Source organism: Pigmentiphaga sp. MLSB6-MA01 (assembly GCF_058793475.1).
The window spans coordinates 35,317-51,214 of sequence record NZ_JBXAFV010000017.1 but is presented as its reverse complement, the minus strand read 5'-3'; the positions used below and the strand labels follow the sequence as shown (position 1 = coordinate 51,214).

15 protein-coding genes are annotated in these 15,898 nt (G+C 65.9%); all 15 read left to right on the top strand.

Going from position 1 to position 15,898, the window contains the following annotated elements:
* The first annotated feature begins 71 nt into the window (after positions 1-71).
* The 15 genes from AC1Q6E_RS23865 (at position 72) to AC1Q6E_RS23795 (ending at position 15,878) form a co-directional block, all read left to right on the top strand.
* Positions 72-1,961 (top strand): glycoside hydrolase family 15 protein, encoded by a 1,890-nt coding sequence (locus AC1Q6E_RS23865; protein ID WP_296557128.1) that lies wholly within the window; start codon positions 72-74, stop codon positions 1,959-1,961.
* Positions 1,962-2,087: 126 nt separating this feature from the next.
* Positions 2,088-2,888: a citryl-CoA lyase gene (locus tag AC1Q6E_RS23860; protein WP_296557131.1), complete on the top strand. Its 801-nt coding sequence runs from the start codon at positions 2,088-2,090 to the stop codon at positions 2,886-2,888.
* A 1-nt stretch (position 2,889) separates the two neighbouring features.
* Positions 2,890-3,864: a Bug family tripartite tricarboxylate transporter substrate binding protein gene (locus AC1Q6E_RS23855; protein ID WP_296557134.1), complete on the top strand. Its 975-nt coding sequence runs from the start codon at positions 2,890-2,892 to the stop codon at positions 3,862-3,864.
* Positions 3,865-3,869: 5 nt separating this feature from the next.
* Positions 3,870-5,012: an acyl-CoA dehydrogenase family protein gene (locus AC1Q6E_RS23850; RefSeq protein ID WP_152796708.1), complete on the top strand. Its 1,143-nt coding sequence runs from the start codon at positions 3,870-3,872 to the stop codon at positions 5,010-5,012.
* A gap of 21 nt (positions 5,013-5,033) precedes the next feature.
* Complete coding sequence (locus tag AC1Q6E_RS23845; protein WP_296557137.1) at positions 5,034-5,735, top strand: dienelactone hydrolase family protein; 702 nt, start codon at positions 5,034-5,036, stop codon at positions 5,733-5,735.
* On the top strand, positions 5,732-6,898 hold the full coding sequence (locus AC1Q6E_RS23840) for a CaiB/BaiF CoA transferase family protein (RefSeq protein ID WP_296557139.1): 1,167 nt from the start codon (positions 5,732-5,734) through the stop codon (positions 6,896-6,898). Before AC1Q6E_RS23845 ends, AC1Q6E_RS23840 begins: the two co-directional genes overlap by 4 nt.
* Before the next feature lie 86 nt (positions 6,899-6,984).
* Positions 6,985-8,157: an acyl-CoA dehydrogenase family protein gene (locus AC1Q6E_RS23835; RefSeq protein ID WP_296557142.1), complete on the top strand. Its 1,173-nt coding sequence runs from the start codon at positions 6,985-6,987 to the stop codon at positions 8,155-8,157.
* A 49-nt stretch (positions 8,158-8,206) separates the two neighbouring features.
* Positions 8,207-9,157: a LysR family transcriptional regulator gene (locus AC1Q6E_RS23830; RefSeq protein ID WP_152796701.1), complete on the top strand. Its 951-nt coding sequence runs from the start codon at positions 8,207-8,209 to the stop codon at positions 9,155-9,157.
* A gap of 128 nt (positions 9,158-9,285) precedes the next feature.
* Positions 9,286-9,894, top strand: a complete 609-nt coding sequence (locus tag AC1Q6E_RS23825; RefSeq protein WP_152796700.1) for an amino acid synthesis family protein — start codon at positions 9,286-9,288, stop codon at positions 9,892-9,894.
* 66 nt (positions 9,895-9,960) lie between these two features.
* The gene (locus AC1Q6E_RS23820; RefSeq protein WP_152796698.1) at positions 9,961-11,127 is read left to right on the top strand and encodes a branched-chain amino acid ABC transporter substrate-binding protein; all 1,167 of its coding nucleotides are present in this window, start codon (positions 9,961-9,963) and stop codon (positions 11,125-11,127) included.
* A 38-nt stretch (positions 11,128-11,165) separates the two neighbouring features.
* The gene (locus tag AC1Q6E_RS23815) at positions 11,166-12,083 is read left to right on the top strand and encodes a branched-chain amino acid ABC transporter permease (RefSeq protein ID WP_152796696.1); all 918 of its coding nucleotides are present in this window, start codon (positions 11,166-11,168) and stop codon (positions 12,081-12,083) included.
* The gene (locus tag AC1Q6E_RS23810) at positions 12,080-13,303 is read left to right on the top strand and encodes a branched-chain amino acid ABC transporter permease (protein ID WP_296557148.1); all 1,224 of its coding nucleotides are present in this window, start codon (positions 12,080-12,082) and stop codon (positions 13,301-13,303) included. Before AC1Q6E_RS23815 ends, AC1Q6E_RS23810 begins: the two co-directional genes overlap by 4 nt.
* Entirely contained in the window at positions 13,300-14,079 is a 780-nt protein-coding gene (locus AC1Q6E_RS23805; RefSeq protein WP_492573627.1) for an ABC transporter ATP-binding protein, read from the top strand. Before AC1Q6E_RS23810 ends, AC1Q6E_RS23805 begins: the two co-directional genes overlap by 4 nt.
* Positions 14,076-14,807: an ABC transporter ATP-binding protein gene (locus tag AC1Q6E_RS23800; protein WP_152800319.1), complete on the top strand. Its 732-nt coding sequence runs from the start codon at positions 14,076-14,078 to the stop codon at positions 14,805-14,807. Before AC1Q6E_RS23805 ends, AC1Q6E_RS23800 begins: the two co-directional genes overlap by 4 nt.
* 144 nt (positions 14,808-14,951) lie before the next feature.
* Positions 14,952-15,878, top strand: a complete 927-nt coding sequence (locus AC1Q6E_RS23795) for a LysR family transcriptional regulator (protein WP_152800318.1) — start codon at positions 14,952-14,954, stop codon at positions 15,876-15,878.
* Positions 15,879-15,898 lie beyond the last annotated feature (20 nt).

The window sequence follows — 15,898 nt, the reverse complement described above, 5'->3', positions numbered from 1 at the left end:
TCGAGAACGCCGGGAGGGTTCGTACTAGAATGGACTGACGTCCTCTTGACGAACGGCTGACGGCGATGGCCTTGAATCGTTCGACCTCGGAAGTGTCGGCAAATCCCGGCCGGCGGATCGCCGATTATGGCTTGATCGGCAACATGATCTCGGCCGCGCTGGTGGGCCGCGACGGCTCCATCGACTGGCTCTGCCTGCCGCGATTCGACTCGCCGGCATGTTTCGCGTCGCTTCTGGGAACCTCGGAAAACGGCCGCTGGCGCATCGCACCCGCGGGAACGCCGGTGCGAAGCAACCGGCGCTATCTTCCGGGAACGGCGGTCATCGAGACGACGTTCGAGACCGAAGACGGCGCGGTGGAGCTGATCGACTTCATGCCGCTTGCCGGCGACGAGGAGCGAAGCGATATCGTTCGCATCGTGCGCGGCAAGCGTGGGCGCGTGTCCGTGGAAATGGAACTGGTCCTGCGCTTCAACTATGGGCTGGTGGTGCCCTGGGTGCGGCGACGCGACTACGGCTTGAGCGCGGTGGCCGGTCCCGACGCGGTCGAGCTGCATACGCAGGTACCGCTGGAAGGACGGAACATGAAGACCGTCTCGCGGTTCGAAGTCGAAGAAGGGCAGAGCGTCCCGTTCACGCTGTCCTACCACCGGTCGCACCAGACGCCGCATTTCGTGCCCGACCGTGAAGAGGCGTTGAAATACACCGTGAGCTGGTGGCAGGAATGGTCGAAGCGTTGTGCCTTCGATCCGGCGCGCGAGGGTTGGCGGGACGCCGTGGTGCGTTCCCTCATCACGCTCAAGCTGCTGACGTTTCGACCCACCGGCGGGATCATCGCGGCACCGACCACGTCGCTGCCGGAGACACCCGGTGGCGGCAGAAATTGGGACTATCGCTACTGCTGGCTGCGCGACTCCGCGCTGACGCTCTATGCCCTCCTGAATGCGGGGTATCGCGAGGAAGCCGAAGCCTGGCGGCGGTGGCTGCTGCGCAGCATCGCCGGGCAGCCGGACCAGTTGCGGATCATGTACGGGCTTGCAGGCGAGCGGTGGCTGCCGGAATACGAGATCCCCTGGCTGGCCGGGTATGGTGGCAGCCGTCCCGTGCGCATCGGCAACGGCGCGGCCGAGCAGGTGCAGCTCGATATCTTCGGCGAAGTGCTGGACACGCTGCATACGGCGCGGGAGGGCGTCCTTGCCGCGGCGCCCGACGCCTGGCAACTGCAGAAGGTGATGCTCGAGCATCTGGTCGACATCTGGCGCAAGCCGGACCAGGGCATCTGGGAAATGCGGGGGCCGGCGCGGCATTTCACGCACTCGAAACTCATGTGCTGGGTGTCTTTCGATCGTGCCGTCAAGGCCGTGGAACGATACGGGCTGGACGGCCCCGTCGATCGATGGCGCAAGGAGCGGGACGCGATCCACGCCGAGATCTGTGCCAAGGGCTTCGACCCGCGGATCGGCAGCTTCGTCCAGTCCTACGGTTCGACGGTGCTCGATGCGAGCCTCCTGCTGTTCTCCCAGGTCGGCTTTCTTCCCGATGATCATCCGCATATCCTGGGGACAGTGGAAGCGGTCGAACGGGATCTGCTGCAGGATGGATTCGTGCTCCGCTATCACCCCGCGCGCACCGTCGATCCCTGCAAGCAGCCCGAAGGTACCTTCCTGGCCTGTTCGTTCTGGCTGGCCGATGCCTATGTCATGTCCAAGCGTATGGACAAGGCCCAGGCGCTGTTCGAGCGGCTGCTGTCGGTGCGCAACGATCTTGGCCTTCTGGCGGAGGAGTATGACCCGGCTTCAGGGGTGTTGCTCGGTAATTTCCCTCAGGCTTTTTCGCACGTCGGCCTCGTCAATACCGCTTTCAATCTGGTGCGGGCCGCCGGTCCGGCGCGGCAGCGGGCTGCACGTACCGGGCCGGGTTTTTCGCCGCCAACCCCTGGCTCTCCCGCGTACCACTATTAGTCTCTCGCATACAGGGAATGACCGCCTTCTATTGGACGCCGGCCAATAGGAGCGCCTATCTTTCGTCTCCAACAGGCGGCGCATGCCGCCCCCAAAAGAATCCACCGAAGTGGAGCAGGAGACGACATGAGCCGGAACCGGCGACCGATACGCAGCGGCATGGGCCGCAGCACCCCCGAACGTATTTTCGTCCAGGGCCTGGACCTGGCCCGAGACATCATCGGTACCCTCAACTTCGGCGACATGGCGTACCTGGAGCTGACCGGACGCCTGCCGGATTCGCGGCAGTCCCGGGTGTTCAACGCCATTCTCGTCACGCTGGTCGAGCACGGCATGACGCCCATGGCCATCGTCGCGCGGCTGACCTATCTGGGGGCCCCGGAGTCCTTGCAGTCCGCGGTGGCCGCGGGGCTGTGCGGGATGGGAACCACTTTTGCGGGTACGGCGGAAGGCGCGGCCCGGATGCTGGAGTCCGCGGTGGCTGCCACGCCGGAGGGGGCGCCGCGGGAGCTGGCACGCGAAGTGGTTGCGGATTTCCGGAGTCGCAAGCAATCCGTCCCGGGTATCGGCCACAACCTGCACAAACCCGTTGATCCGCGCACGGTCCGGTTGTTCGAGATCGCGGCCGAAGAGGGCCATGCCGGACGCTATGTCGATTTGATGCGCGCCATCGGCGAAGAAGCCGAAGCGGCCTACGGCAAGCGCCTGCCCGTCAATGCCACCGGCGCCATCGGCGCACTGTGCTGCGAGCTGGGGATCTCCTGGCGCGCGGCGCGCGGCATCGCGGTCATGGGCCGGGCAGTGGGCCTGGTCGGCCACCTGGTCGAGGAGCAGGCGTGCCCGGTCGCCACCGAGATCTGGCTGCGCACCGAGGAAGAAGCTGGCGAACATGACATGCCGCCCGCGGGCGGACGACAAGGAGGATGACATGCGGCGACTATCGATGCAGTTCTTGGCGGTTGCGGTGGCAGGACTGGCCTGGGGGACGTCCACGGCGCAAGAGCAGTGGCCCGACAAGCCCGTCCGCTTCATCGTGCCTTATCCGGCGGGAGGCGGTACGGACATCGTGGCGCGCGCCGTCGGCAAGAGGATGGCGGAGAACCTGGGCCAGCCCGTCATTATCGAGAACCGGCCGGGGGCCAGCACCATCATCGGGACCGAGGCGGTGGCCCGGGCCGGGGGGGACGGCTACACAATCGGCCTGGTGACGGATTCTCACGCATTGAATCCGATCTTCTTCGGGCAGAAGCTGTCCTACGACTCGGTCAAGGATTTCGCGCCGGTCAGCCAACTGGTCTTCGTGCCGTTCATCCTGGTGGCGAATCCCAAGGCGCGGGTCTCCACCGTGCAGGAGTTGATCGCCGCCGCCAAGGCCCGGCCGGGGAAGATCACCTATGCCTCCATCGGGAACGGCACGCCGCACTATCTGGCCATGGAGTGGGTAAAGGCGCTGGCGGACATCGATTTGACCCATGTTCCCTACAAGGGTGTCGCTCCGGCCTTGGCCGATGTGGTGGGCGGGCAGGTGGACGTGATGTTCACGGGCATGTCCTCGGGGATGCCGCACGTGCGTTCGGGCCGGCTCAAGGGGCTGGCCGTCTCGGGCAAGGAGCGGTCGGCGATCGCGTCGGACATTCCCACGGTGGCCGAGTCGGGCCTGAAGGAGTTCTCCTTCATGACGTGGTACGGAGTGGTGGCGCCGGCATCCACGCCGCCGGGGATCGTGGGGCGCCTGAGCAAAGAGATTCGCAAGGCGCTGGAGAGCCCCGAGGTCAAGGACCAGTTCGTGAAGCTGGGCGTGGAGGGGGCGCCGTCCACGCCGGAGGAGTTCGGTGCCTTCCTGCAAAGGGAATCGGCGCACTACCAGCACATCATCAAGTTGACCGGCGCAAAGGGCGAATAGTGGAATTGACTCAGGAACAACGGCTGATCCGGGACACCGTCCATGCACTGGCAAGCGAACGGTTCGCGCCGGGCGCGGCGGCGGCCGACCGGCAGTATCGGCCTCCGCTCGACAATCTGAAGGTGCTGGCCGGCCACGGTTATACCGGCATCTTCTTGCCCGAGTGCCATGGCGGGACAGGACTGGGGCTGCTCGAGACGGTGCTGGTGGTGGAGCAACTGGCGCGTTCTTGCGCCAATACGGCCATGCTGTATTCCTGTACCGACGGCGCGACGCCGCGGGCCATCCTGCACATCGGATCCGAACTGCTCAGGCAGCGCTATCTGCCTGCCTTCGCCAAGGCGGAGCGGTATGCGGCCTGGAGCATGTCGGAGGCGAATGCGGGCTCCGATGTTGGCAATGTCCAGACCCGCGCCGTCAGCGACGGCCAGCATTACGTGATCAATGGCAGCAAGCTCTGGTGCACCGCGGCCCAGGTGGCCGACGTGTTCCTCGTGCTGGTGCGGCTGAGTGACGAGCCCGGCATGAAGGGCGTGGGAGCGGTGCTGGTCGAGCGTGGCACGCCGGGATTCTTGGTGGGCAAGCATCTGGATCTGCTGGGCCTGCGTGGGACGGGCATGGCCGAACTGGTCTTCCAGGACTGCCGCGTGCCGGCCGAGAACCTGCTCCTGCCGGCGGGACGGATGAAGGACCTGTTGCAGGTGCTGGACGCCGATCGCATCACCGGCAACCCCCCCATCTGCCTGGGGTTGGCGCAGGCGGCGCTGGGCCATGCCGTCCAGCATCTGAAGGACCGTACCCAGTTCGGCCGCCCCCTCGCGCAGAACCAGGGATTGCAGTGGAAGCTGGCCGACATGGCGATGGATATCGAGGCGGCGCGCGCGCTGGTGTACGGGGCCGCGCAAGCCATCGACCAGGGGCGGCAGTCGGTGGCGCAGGTCTCCATCGCCAAGACCTTTGCGAATGAGATGGCGGTGCGTGTGACCAACCAGGCCATGCAGCTTGCCGGCGCATACGGGCTGTCCGAGGAATATCCCTTCGAGCGCTACTTCCGCGACGCGCGCGGCATGTCCATTGGCTACGGAACGACCGAGATACATAGAAATTCCATCGCGCGGGAGTTGCTCAAGGGCAGCTACCTCGTCTGACGCCTGATGCGCAGGAGGACCATGATGTCAGAAGGAAAGACCACTATCGACGCCGGCGACGGGCGCGGTTTCGCCGCCTATGTCAGCCAGCCCGGGAAGCCGAACGGCCACGCCGTGATCGTCCTGCAGGAGATATTCGGCGTGACCGATGCGATACGCGGCGTGGCCGATCGCTATGCGGCCGAAGGCTATCTCGCGCTGGCTCCCGACCTGTACTGGCGCATCGAGCCTGGAGTCCAGCTGAGCCATTCCAAGGCCGACATCGAGCGTGCGTTCCAGTATCTGGAGCGGTTTGACGAGGAGGCAGGCCTGGCCGATATCGGCAGGGTTGCCGCACACGTCCGATCCATGCTGGGCTTTCGGGGGCGCGTGGCGGTGGTGGGGCTGTGCCTGGGAGGGAAGCTGGCATTCCGCTGCGCCGCCAGGCTGGAGGTGGATGCGGCGGCCGTGTTCTATGGCGTGGGGGTGGAGGATCATCTGGACGAGGCAACTGCCTTGCGCTGCCCGGTGGTGTTGCACTATGGCGACCAGGACCGCTACGCGTCCGCCGAGGCGCAGGCCAGGATCGAGGCTGCGCTGCCGGCCACGGCAGGCGGAGGCTTTCACCGCTATCCCGGAGTCGGCCACGGTTTCTACACACGCGGCGAGCTGGAGGCGGCGGCGCTGGCCCATGAGCGGACCACGGCGTTCCTGCGGACTGCGTTGGGGGCAGGCAATCGATGAAAGTCCTTCAAGGGGTCCGGGTGCTCGACCTGGGGAATTTCATTACCGCGCCACTGGCCGGCATGTCGCTGGCCGAACTGGGAGCGGATGTCGTCAAGGTCGAGCGGCCGGGCGTCGGCGATCCGTTTCGCGCGTTCAAAGGGGGGCTCTACAGTCCCCAGTTCCAGGCGCACAACAGGAACAAGCGCAGCCTGGCGCTGGACTACACCCGCTCCGAGGGGCGTGCCGTGCTGGACAAGCTGATCGAGAGGGCGGATGTGCTGCTCCTGAACATGCGTCCGGGGGTGGAGGAGCGGCTGGGCCTGGGCGCCGAGCGTCTGCGGCGGCTCAATCCCCGCCTTGTCCATTGCGCCATCACGGGCTTCGGGGCCAGTGGTCCCTATGCCGGCCGACCGGCCTACGACAACGTGGGGCAGGCCGTCTCGGGATGGTTGTCCATGTTCCATCGCGGCGAAGATCCGCGGGTGGCCGGTCCCGCGGTGTCCGATGCCGTGACAGGCATCTACGCCTGCCTCGGGATCCTGGGCGCGCTGGTGGAGCGCGCATCGACCGGAAAGGGGCGCAAGGTCGAGGTCAACATGCTCGAAGCGATGATCGCCATGGCTTGCGAGCCGCTGGGTTCGATGCTTGCAACCGGCCAGCCGCCCACGCTGTATGGGCGGGCAGCCATGTCGCAGTCGTACATCCTGACCTGCCGGGACGGGCGCCGCATTGCCCTGCATCTTTCGTCGCCCGACAAGTTCTGGCGCGGCCTGGTCCAGGCGATCGATCGTCCGGACCTGCTCGCGGCCTATCCGGCGCGCCACGACCGCGTGGCGGGCTACGACGAGCTGGCGCGTACGCTGGCCGAGGTGTTCGCAGAGCGGGAGCGGGAGTACTGGCTGCCCCGTCTCGAGGCGCATGACGTCCCGTTCACGCCGGAACGGACGCTGGATGAACTGGACCAGGATCCGCAGGTGCGCCACCTGGACGTCTTCTATACCCAGCAGCACCCGCGCCATGGTACGTTGCGCGCCGCGCATCGCGCGGTCCGCTACGACGGTGACCACGACAGCAATTTCCTGCCTCCGCCCGACCTGGGCGAGCACTCGGAAGAGGTCTTGCGGGAGGCCGGATTTTCCGAGGCCGCCGTCGGCGAGTTGAAGCAGGCCCGCATCATCTGAGGCGGGCTTTTCCACAGCGGGAGATGGCGACCCGGACGTCGCAATGCCAGGGTGAAACTGGACTAGGGCTTGGCTGGAGAAGAACGATGGATTTCGAGCTGGAACCGGAACTGCGCATGCTGCGCGACGCCGTGCGCCGTTTCGTGGAAAAGGAGTTGTTGCCGCTGGAAGGCCGCTACGCCAACGACCATGACATTCCCGACGACGTTCGGCAGCGGCTGCAGGACAAGGCCAAGGACCTGGGCTTCTGGGCCTTCGACCTGCCGGAAGAGGTGGGCGGGAGCGGGGTCGGCGTGGTCGGCATGTGTGTCGTGTTCGAGGAACTGGCCCGATGCAACGTGCCGTCGTTCCGCGCCCCCACGGTGCTGACGCCTTATCTGGGGCCGGTGTTGTTCCATGGCAGCCAGGAACAGAAGGAGGCGTATTTGCTGCCTGTCGCCCGGGGAGAGAAACGCACCTGCTTCGCGCTGACAGAACCAGGGGCCGGTTCCGATCCTTCGGGCATGCGGACGACCGCGGTCGCCGACGGCGATCATTTCGTCATCAACGGTGCCAAGATTTTCATCACCGGCGCCGACAAGGCGGATTTCGCGCAGGTATTCGCGCGTACCGCCAAGGACGGGCAGGAACTGGGCATCAGTTGTTTTCTGATCGATCGGGACACGCCGGGAATGCGGCTGGGCCAGAGCTTCGAGCTGATGTCGCCGGACCGGCCATGGGAACTGCTGTTCGACAACGTGAGGGTGCCGGCGGACCGGATGGTAGGTGCGGCGGGACAGGGTTGGGACCTGGCGCGCGAGTTTCTCGACATGGGCCGCCTCATCCATGGCCCGAAGGCGCTGGGCCGCGCCCAGCGAGCCCTGGACATGGCGATTGCCTATGCCAATGACCGCCGCACGTTCGGGCAGCCGTTGGCAAAGCGCCAGGCGATCCAGTGGATGATCGCCGATTCCGTGGTGGAGCTGCATGCGGCCCGGTCCATGGTCATGCATGCGGCATGGAAGGCCGATCGAGGACTGGACTATCATCTCGAGGCATCCGCGGTGAAGCTCTACGCGGACGAAATGTTGATACGCGTCGTCGACCGGGCCATCCAGATCCACGGCGGCCTGGGATTGTCCCGCGAATTGCCGCTGGAACTCATGTATCGAGATGCGCGCAGCCGCACCATTACCGAGGGTTCTTCCGAAATGCAGCGGATGATCATTGCATCGGGAGCGCTGTCCGGCCGGTACGGAACGAATCGCTTCGAAACCTGAATCGGCTGCGTTGCCGCCAGTGGCTGATCGCATTCCACGGAGGGCGGCAATGAACATCGAGAGCATCGATCTGAATCTGTTGGTGGCTTTCGACGCGATGATGCAGGAGCGCAACGTTACCCGGGCCGGACTGCGGGTAGGCTTGTCCCAGCCGTCGATGAGCCATGCCCTGACCCGCCTGCGGAGCTTTTGCGGCGACCCGTTGTTCGTCCGCGTCAAGACCGGAATGGAGCCCACGCCTTTCGCGCAGCGCATCGCTCCCAGCGTGCGTGCGGGGCTGGCCATCATGCGCGCGGGGCTGGAGGAGGCCGTGGCATTCGATCCGGCGCGGTCCGAGCGGATTTTCCAGATACTGTTGAGCGACATCGGCGAAGTGGTCTACCTGCCGCGCTTGATGCAGCATCTGAAGAAGGTGGCTCCGGGTGTCGGGCTGCGCGTACTGCAACTGCCGCGCGAAAGCTATCGTGAAGCGCTCGAATCCGGGGATGCCGACCTCGCGGTGGGATTTCTGCCCGGATTGAATGCGGGTTTCTACCAGCAACGCCTGTTCAGCGATCGCCATGTCTGTCTGTTGAGATCGGATCACCCGCGCATCGGGGCATCGCTCAGCCTCCAGGGCTTCAGCGATGAATCGCACATCATGATCGAACCGGCGGGGACGCGGTATAGCCGTGCCTCGCTGCATTCCTCGACCACGACGCTGATCGAGCAGTATCTGGAGAAGAACGGGCTGCGCCGCCATATCGCCCTGCGTGTGCCGCATTTCACCATCGTGCCCGAGATCCTGGCCGCCACGGAATTGCTGGTGGTCATCCCCGGTACCGTGGCGCGCCTCATGATGCCCTGGCGTCACGTCAAGATGTTGCCGCTGCCTTTCGAGGTGCCGGAGTTCGAGGTCAAGCAGTTCTGGCATGAGCGCAGCCACCAGGACGCCGGCACCCGCTGGGTGCGCGGCGTTTTCGCGGACTTGTTCCTGGAGCACGGGCCGAGCTCGCCGTGACGGCCCGTGCGCCTGCGCGGAAAAGTGCAAGCTTCCTTGCATCTATGCAGCGTGACGCCCCGCCGCTCCAGGCATAAGGTTCTGTCCAGCCTTCCCGGCCATGACCAGAACCTGAATTGGAGAGACACATGGGGCACCCCTCCGCCTTGCCGACCATCCGGCAATTGCACGTATTCGAACGAGAAATCCTGAGCGAGGCCGGGCAGGGCGCCAGCCGGCCATCCCGCCACGTGGTCGCGGCGGCGGTCTTCAAGAACCCCTATGCCGGACGAGGTGCGGCCTCGAAGGAAGACCTGGATCACCTGGTGGATATCTCGACGGAGATCGGCGCGCTGCTGACCGAGCGCGTGCTGGCGCGCTTTGCCGGCCAGGAACGTCCGCGCGCCTATGGCAAGGCCATCATCGTCGGCATGAGCGGCGAGTCCGAACATGGCGCCGCCATGATCCACCCGAGGCTCGGGCTGTCGATGCGCAAGGGCCTGGGCGCGGGCCCGGCGCTGATTCCCGGCAACGCCAAGGTCGCCTCCGCCGGGGCGTCGATCGACGTGGTGTTCGGCGGCGCCGAGGATGCCTGGGACTATGACGCCATGGACGGGATCGTGGTATCTGTTCCTGGTGCGCCCCTGCCCGACGAACTGGTGCTTTTCGTCGGCTTCGGAACGGTCCGGATCAATGCCCGGGTCAGGGGGGCCAGCGCCGAACAGGTCGCCAGGCTCGTCGCCGACATCAGGAAGTAAAGGAGCGTATTCCACCGGTGCAGCCCGCGCAGACGGGCCAGGCACCGAGCCACCAAAGGAGACAACATGAATCGCGAGGAATCCGGCTTCACCGCCAGGCTGGCGCGTTGCGTCCTGGCCGCGCTGTTCGTCCTGGGCACGGGGCACGCCCTGGCCAAGGACACCGTCAAGATCGCTTTCATCGGGCCGCTGACCGGCGGTGTGTCGTCCACCGGCCTGGGCGGCAGGAACTCCGCCCAACTGGCGGTGGATCAGCACAACGCGGATCCGTCCAGGAAATATCGGGTGGAACTGGTCAAGCTGGACGACGAATGCAAGCCGAACGTGGGCGTGCAGGTGGTCACCCGGGCGGCCACCGATCGTTCCATCATCGGCGCCGTCGCCCACTATTGCTCGGCGGTCGCCATCGTGACCGTCGATACCTTCCATCGCTTTGGCCTGCCCATGGTGGTGTGGGGCGCCGTCCTGCCCGAGATCACCTACGGCAACAACCACAAGGAAATCCACCGCGTCAACGGGACGATGATCAACGAGGGCAAGCTCGCGGCCGAATACGTGCACAAGTCCGGCTTCAAGCGGGTGGCGGTCATCTACGACACGACCGACTACGGCAAGGGCCAGAGCGTGCACTTCACGGAGTTCCTGAAGCAGTACCCGGACGTGACGGTGACCGGGTCTTATGGCGTGGACGTGACCCAGCAGGATTTCTCGGCGGAACTCACGGCGGCCGGCAGCGGCAAGCCGGACGTCATCTGGTTCGGCGGGCTTACGCCGCAGGGCGTGGCGATCCGGGCGCAGATGCAGCGCATCGGCATCTCCACGCCTTTCATCGGCGTGTCGGGCATCCTGAACGAAGGGTTCATCGCCGGCGTGGGGCCCAAGGTCGCCGAAGGCGTCGTCTCCTTCCACAACGGGGCGCCGATCGACAAGTATGCGAGGGGCAAGGAGTTCCTGGCGGCCTATCGCGCCGCGGGGTTCAAGGAGGAGCCGGATGCCTACGGCCCCTTCGCCTACAGCGCGGCCCAGTTGCTGATGGACGCGATCGAGAAGGTGGGGCCGAACCGCGCGAAGGTTCGCGACACGCTGAACGCCACCCGCAACTACGACAGCCTGGTCGGCATCATCAACTTCGACGACCACCGCCAGAACATCACCAACGCCCACCAGTACGTGGTGCAGGACGGGAAGTGGGTGTACTGGCCCGACAGCAAGTACGCCAAGGAGGCGAAGTAGCGCGTCCCCCGATCAACCGGAACAGGCAGGCGCAAGACATGGAAATCTCGTTCGCTTTCCAGCATCTCGTCAATTTCCTGATGCTGGGTTTGATCTACTCGATCGTTGCCGTGGGTTTCTCGCTTTACTTCGGGGTGGTCGACGTCGTCCAGTTCGCGCACGGAGACGTGGTGGCATTGGGCGGGTACGCCGGCCTGGCCGGCATCCTGCTGGCCGTTGCCGCGGGGGCCACGGGCGTGGGGCCGGTCGTGGGCATGATCGTGCTCGCGCTGCTGGCCACCGGTGCGGCCGGCGCGCTGATCGGACGCTACCTGGTCATGCCGCTGCGGCAGGCGTCCCCGATCAACGTCTTGCTCATCACCCTGATGACGGGCACGGCGATCCGCGAGGCGCTGCGCCTGTTCGTGCCCGGAGGCTCCAACCCCAGCCCGTTTCCCATGGTACTGCCCGACCAGTTGATGACCTTCGCCGGCGTCAGCATGCGGGTCAGCAGCCTGATCATCATGGCCGCGGGCGTGCTGGCCATCTTCGGCACGCATTTCCTGCTGAGCCGAACGCGGCTGGGACTGGCCGTGCGCGGTGTCGCGCAGGACGAGGAGACCGCGCGCTTCATGGGCATCGACTTCAAGCGGGTGGTGATCCTGACCTTCGTGCTGGGGGCGTGCCTGGGTGCGCTGGCCGGCATCATGTCGGGCCTCTACTACCGCCAGGTCATGTTCAACATGGGGCTGATGCTGGGTGTGATCGGTTTCTGCGCCGCGGTGGTCGGCGGGCTGGGCAGCCTGATGGGCGCGGTGGTCGGCGGCTTCCTGTTTTCCGGCCTGCAGATCTTCGCGACGGTGGCGCTGCCCATTCCCAGCGCCTACAAGGACGTCTTCGCCTTCACCATGATGATCTGCATCATCGCCGTCCGCCCGACAGGGTTGTTGCGGGAACGCTTCGAGGAGCGTGTATGAGCCACCAGCTTTCGGCCCGGAAAGTCGGAAAAACCGACTGGCCCCTGCCGGGTTCCCAGGCGCTCGCCTCGCGGTTCGACCGCCGGGCCGAGGCGTTCTTCCTGATGGCCGTCGCGGGCATGCTCGTGCTGGCCTGCATCCTGGCGCTGGAGTCGGAGCTGGCCCTGGCGGGTACGCTGGCGGCGGCCGGGGGGCTATGGTGGTGGGGCGTGCGCGCCGGGGTCGTCGCCCAGGCGGGGGCGTTCTCGGACCGCCGCCCATGGGCCGCGCGGTTGGTCGTCGCCGCCGCCGCGACGGTGCTCCTGATCGCCTTCCACGGCGAACACTATGCGCTGCTGATGATCTCCACCGTGCTGCTGTTCGCGGCGGCCTGCGCCGGCATCAACATCCAGACCGGCCTGGCCGGCCTGGCCAATTTCGCGGGCGCGGCCTTTTTCGCCTGCGGTGGCTATACGCTGGCGGTGCTGGCCAAGAGCACGGCGCTGCCGCATTTCCTGGCCATCCTGGCAGGCGGCGTGGCGGCCGCCGCGATCGGCGCGGTCCTGCTGCTGCCGGTGCTTCGCACACGCGGCTACTACTCGGCCCTGGTCACGATCGCCTTCGGCATCCTGTGCAGCTCCTTCCTGCAGGTCAACGAGCAACTGGGCGGTGCGCAGGGCCTGCAGGTTCCGCCCTTGACGATACTGGGCTGGGACATGGGCAGCGGCTTCGAGGTGGCGGGGCGAGAGGTGTCCTTCTACTTCGCCTATGGCGTGCTCGCGCTGGCGGTCTTCCTGTTGTCGTCGCTGGTGGCCCATGCGATCGAGTGGTCGGCGATAGGCGTGAACCTGGACGCCACGCGCAGCGACGAACTGGTCGGCTCGAGTTTCGGCATCAATCCGCAGCGCTGGAAGATCACGGCCTTTCTGCTGGGCAATTTCCTGATCGGCATCGCGGGCGCGGTGTATGCGGGGCTGACCAATTTCGTCAGCCCGGCCGGCGCGACCTTCGAGCAGTCGCTGCTGCTGATCTCGATCGTGATCCTGGGCGGCATCGGCAACAGTTGGGGGGCGCTGATCGCCGCCGTGCTCGTGATCCTGTTGCCCGAGAAGCTGCACTCGCTCCAGGAGTATCGCGTGCTGATTTTCTCGGTGTTCGTCGTCGCCGTCCTGCTGTTCCGCCCCAAGGGCCTGGTGCCACGCCGGATGCGCGATTTCTCGGTGATGGAGAAGCGATCATGAACGACCGCACTCTGGTTTGCAGCGACCTGACCATGCGCTTCGGTGGGCTGGTGGCCCTGGATGCCTTCAGCCTGGAAGTGCGCCCGGGGGAGGTGGTGGGGCTGCTCGGGCCGAACGGATCCGGCAAGACGACGTTCTTCAACGTCGTGACCGGCCTGTACAAGCCCGTGTCGGGCGCCATCCGTTTCGGCGACAAGGACTTGTTCCGCAAGGCGCCCAGCGAGATCAACCACGCCGGGATCGCTCGCAGCTTCCAGCGCTGCCGGCTGATGCTGGAGTTGTCGGTGTTCGACAACCTGTTGGTGGGTGCGCACAACCGGCTGCCCAACGGCTTGTTCCGCACCTTGTTCGGGCGCAAGGCGGCGCAGCGGTCCATCGCCGCCTTCATGGGCGCGGCGCGGGACTTGTGCGCCCGCTTCAATCCTCACATCGCTGACCGCTTGTTCGAGCCCGCGGGCAGCTTCAACATGATCGACAGGCGGCGCATCGAGCTGTGCCGCGCGCTGCTGGGCGGGCCCAGGCTCCTGCTGCTGGACGAACCCTCGGCGGGGATGACGCACGACGAGACCTTCCGGCTGATGGACGACGTCACCGGTTTCCAGCGAGAGTCGCCGGAGCTGTCCATCGTGCTGATCGAGCACGAGATGCAGGTCATCGAGCGGGTCAGCCAGCGGTGCGTGGTCCTGAACTTCGGGAAGAAGATCTGCGAGGGCAGCTATCGCACCGTGGTCGCCGACCCCCAGGTCCGCAAGGCGTATCTTGGAGAGGATGCATGAACAGCCCGCTCCTGGAGGTGGAAGACCTCGTCGTGGGATACGGCAGCGCGAACGTGCTGGACGGCGTTTCGGTCCGGGCCGGGGAAGGCCGGATCACCTGCCTGCTCGGAGCCAATGGCGTGGGCAAGAGCACGCTGATCAAGTCCATCTTCGGACTCGTCCCGGTCCGCCGGGGCCGGGTTCGGTTCGGCGGGCACGACATCACGGGATGGGACACCCACCGCATCGTCGCCCAGGGGCTGGCGGCCATTCCGGAAGGCAACCGCGTTTTTCCGCGCATGTCCGTGCTCGACAACCTGATGGCCGGCGCCTACCTGGAGCGGTCTTCCGCGAAAATCGCCACCCGCCTGGAGCGGGTCACGGCCTTGTTCCCCCGGCTGGCCGAACGGCGCAATCAGTTCGCCGGCACCTTGTCGGGGGGCGAACGCTCGATGCTGTCGATAGGGCGGGGCCTGATGAGCAACCCACGGCTGCTGGTCATCGACGAACCGTCGCTGGGTTTGTCGCCCTTGTTCGTCAAGGAGAACTTCAGGCTGATCCGCGAGCTGTGCTGCGACGACTGCGCGATCCTGCTGGTGGAGCAGAACGTGAAGCAGACGCTGGAGGTTTCGCACTATGGCTACGTGATCTCCCAGGGCGTCGTCGCCGTCGAGGGAACGGGCGAGCGCCTGCGCGGCAGCGCCGAGGTCGGCAACGCCTACTTCGGGGCCGAGGCCGCGGTGCATTGACCGAAGGTCCGCAGGGCGTCTGATAACATGAGGCCGCTACTTCCTGTCGTGCCTTGTGCTTGCAGCCGCCTCCATCGAGCGCAAGGCACACGAGCCGGTTTGCCTGGTGGCTGCCAGGCATCCGGGAATGCTATGCATGAGACCATGGCCACCAAGTCTTTCTCATTCGAGCAGCTCGGCTGGGATCAACTGCGCGCCCTGCTCGAGGTCGCCCGGGGCGGTTCGCTGGAGTCGGCCGCCAGGCGCCTGGGCGTGGACCAGTCCACGGTCAGCCGCCGGCTGGCGCAGGTCGAGTACAGCGCCGGCTCCGCGCTGTTCAAGCGCGATCGCAAGGGCTTGCAGCTCACCCCCATGGGGCGCGACGTGCTGGTCCGGCTGGAACGCATGGAAGCCATGCTCCACGAGATCCAGGGCATCACCGCGCAGGGGCAGTCGGTCAGCGGACGCGTCCTGATCGCCTCGATGGAAGGCGTGGGCGCGCTGCTCATCGCGCGCGCCGCGAAGGCTCTGCTGGACAGGCACCCGGGGCTCGAGGTCCATCTCGTGACCACGTCCAATTTCGTCGATGTCGCCCGGCGCGAAGCCGACATCTTCGTCAGTTTCTTCGAACCGCCTTCCGCGTCCCTGACCACGCACGGGGTGGCCCAGGTGCCGTTCCATCTCTACGCCAGCCCAGCCTACCTGGGGGAGCGCGTGATTGCCGGTCCCGAGGACCTGGCCGACGATCTTTTCATCGGCTACATCGACGACCCGATGTACCTGCCCGCGGCGCGCTGGCTGGAGAGCATCATCGAGAAGCCCAGGATAGGCTTTCGCGCGACCAGCATGTTCTCGCAGATGTTCGCCGCGCAGGAGGGGCTGGGCATCGTGATGCTGCCTTCCTACGCCAATGCGGAGTCGCTGGGGCTGGTCAAGATCATCGAGGACCGGTATTCCGAGGTGCCGCTGTTCGCCAGCGTGCAGCGCGACATGCAGTATTTGCCGCATATTCGGGTGGTGTTCGAGACGATCGCGGCATATCTGCAGGAGAAGATAGGGACGGTGAGTTCCAGGAGCGCCGGGCCTGGCTGAAGCTATTGATCCGGTGTCGA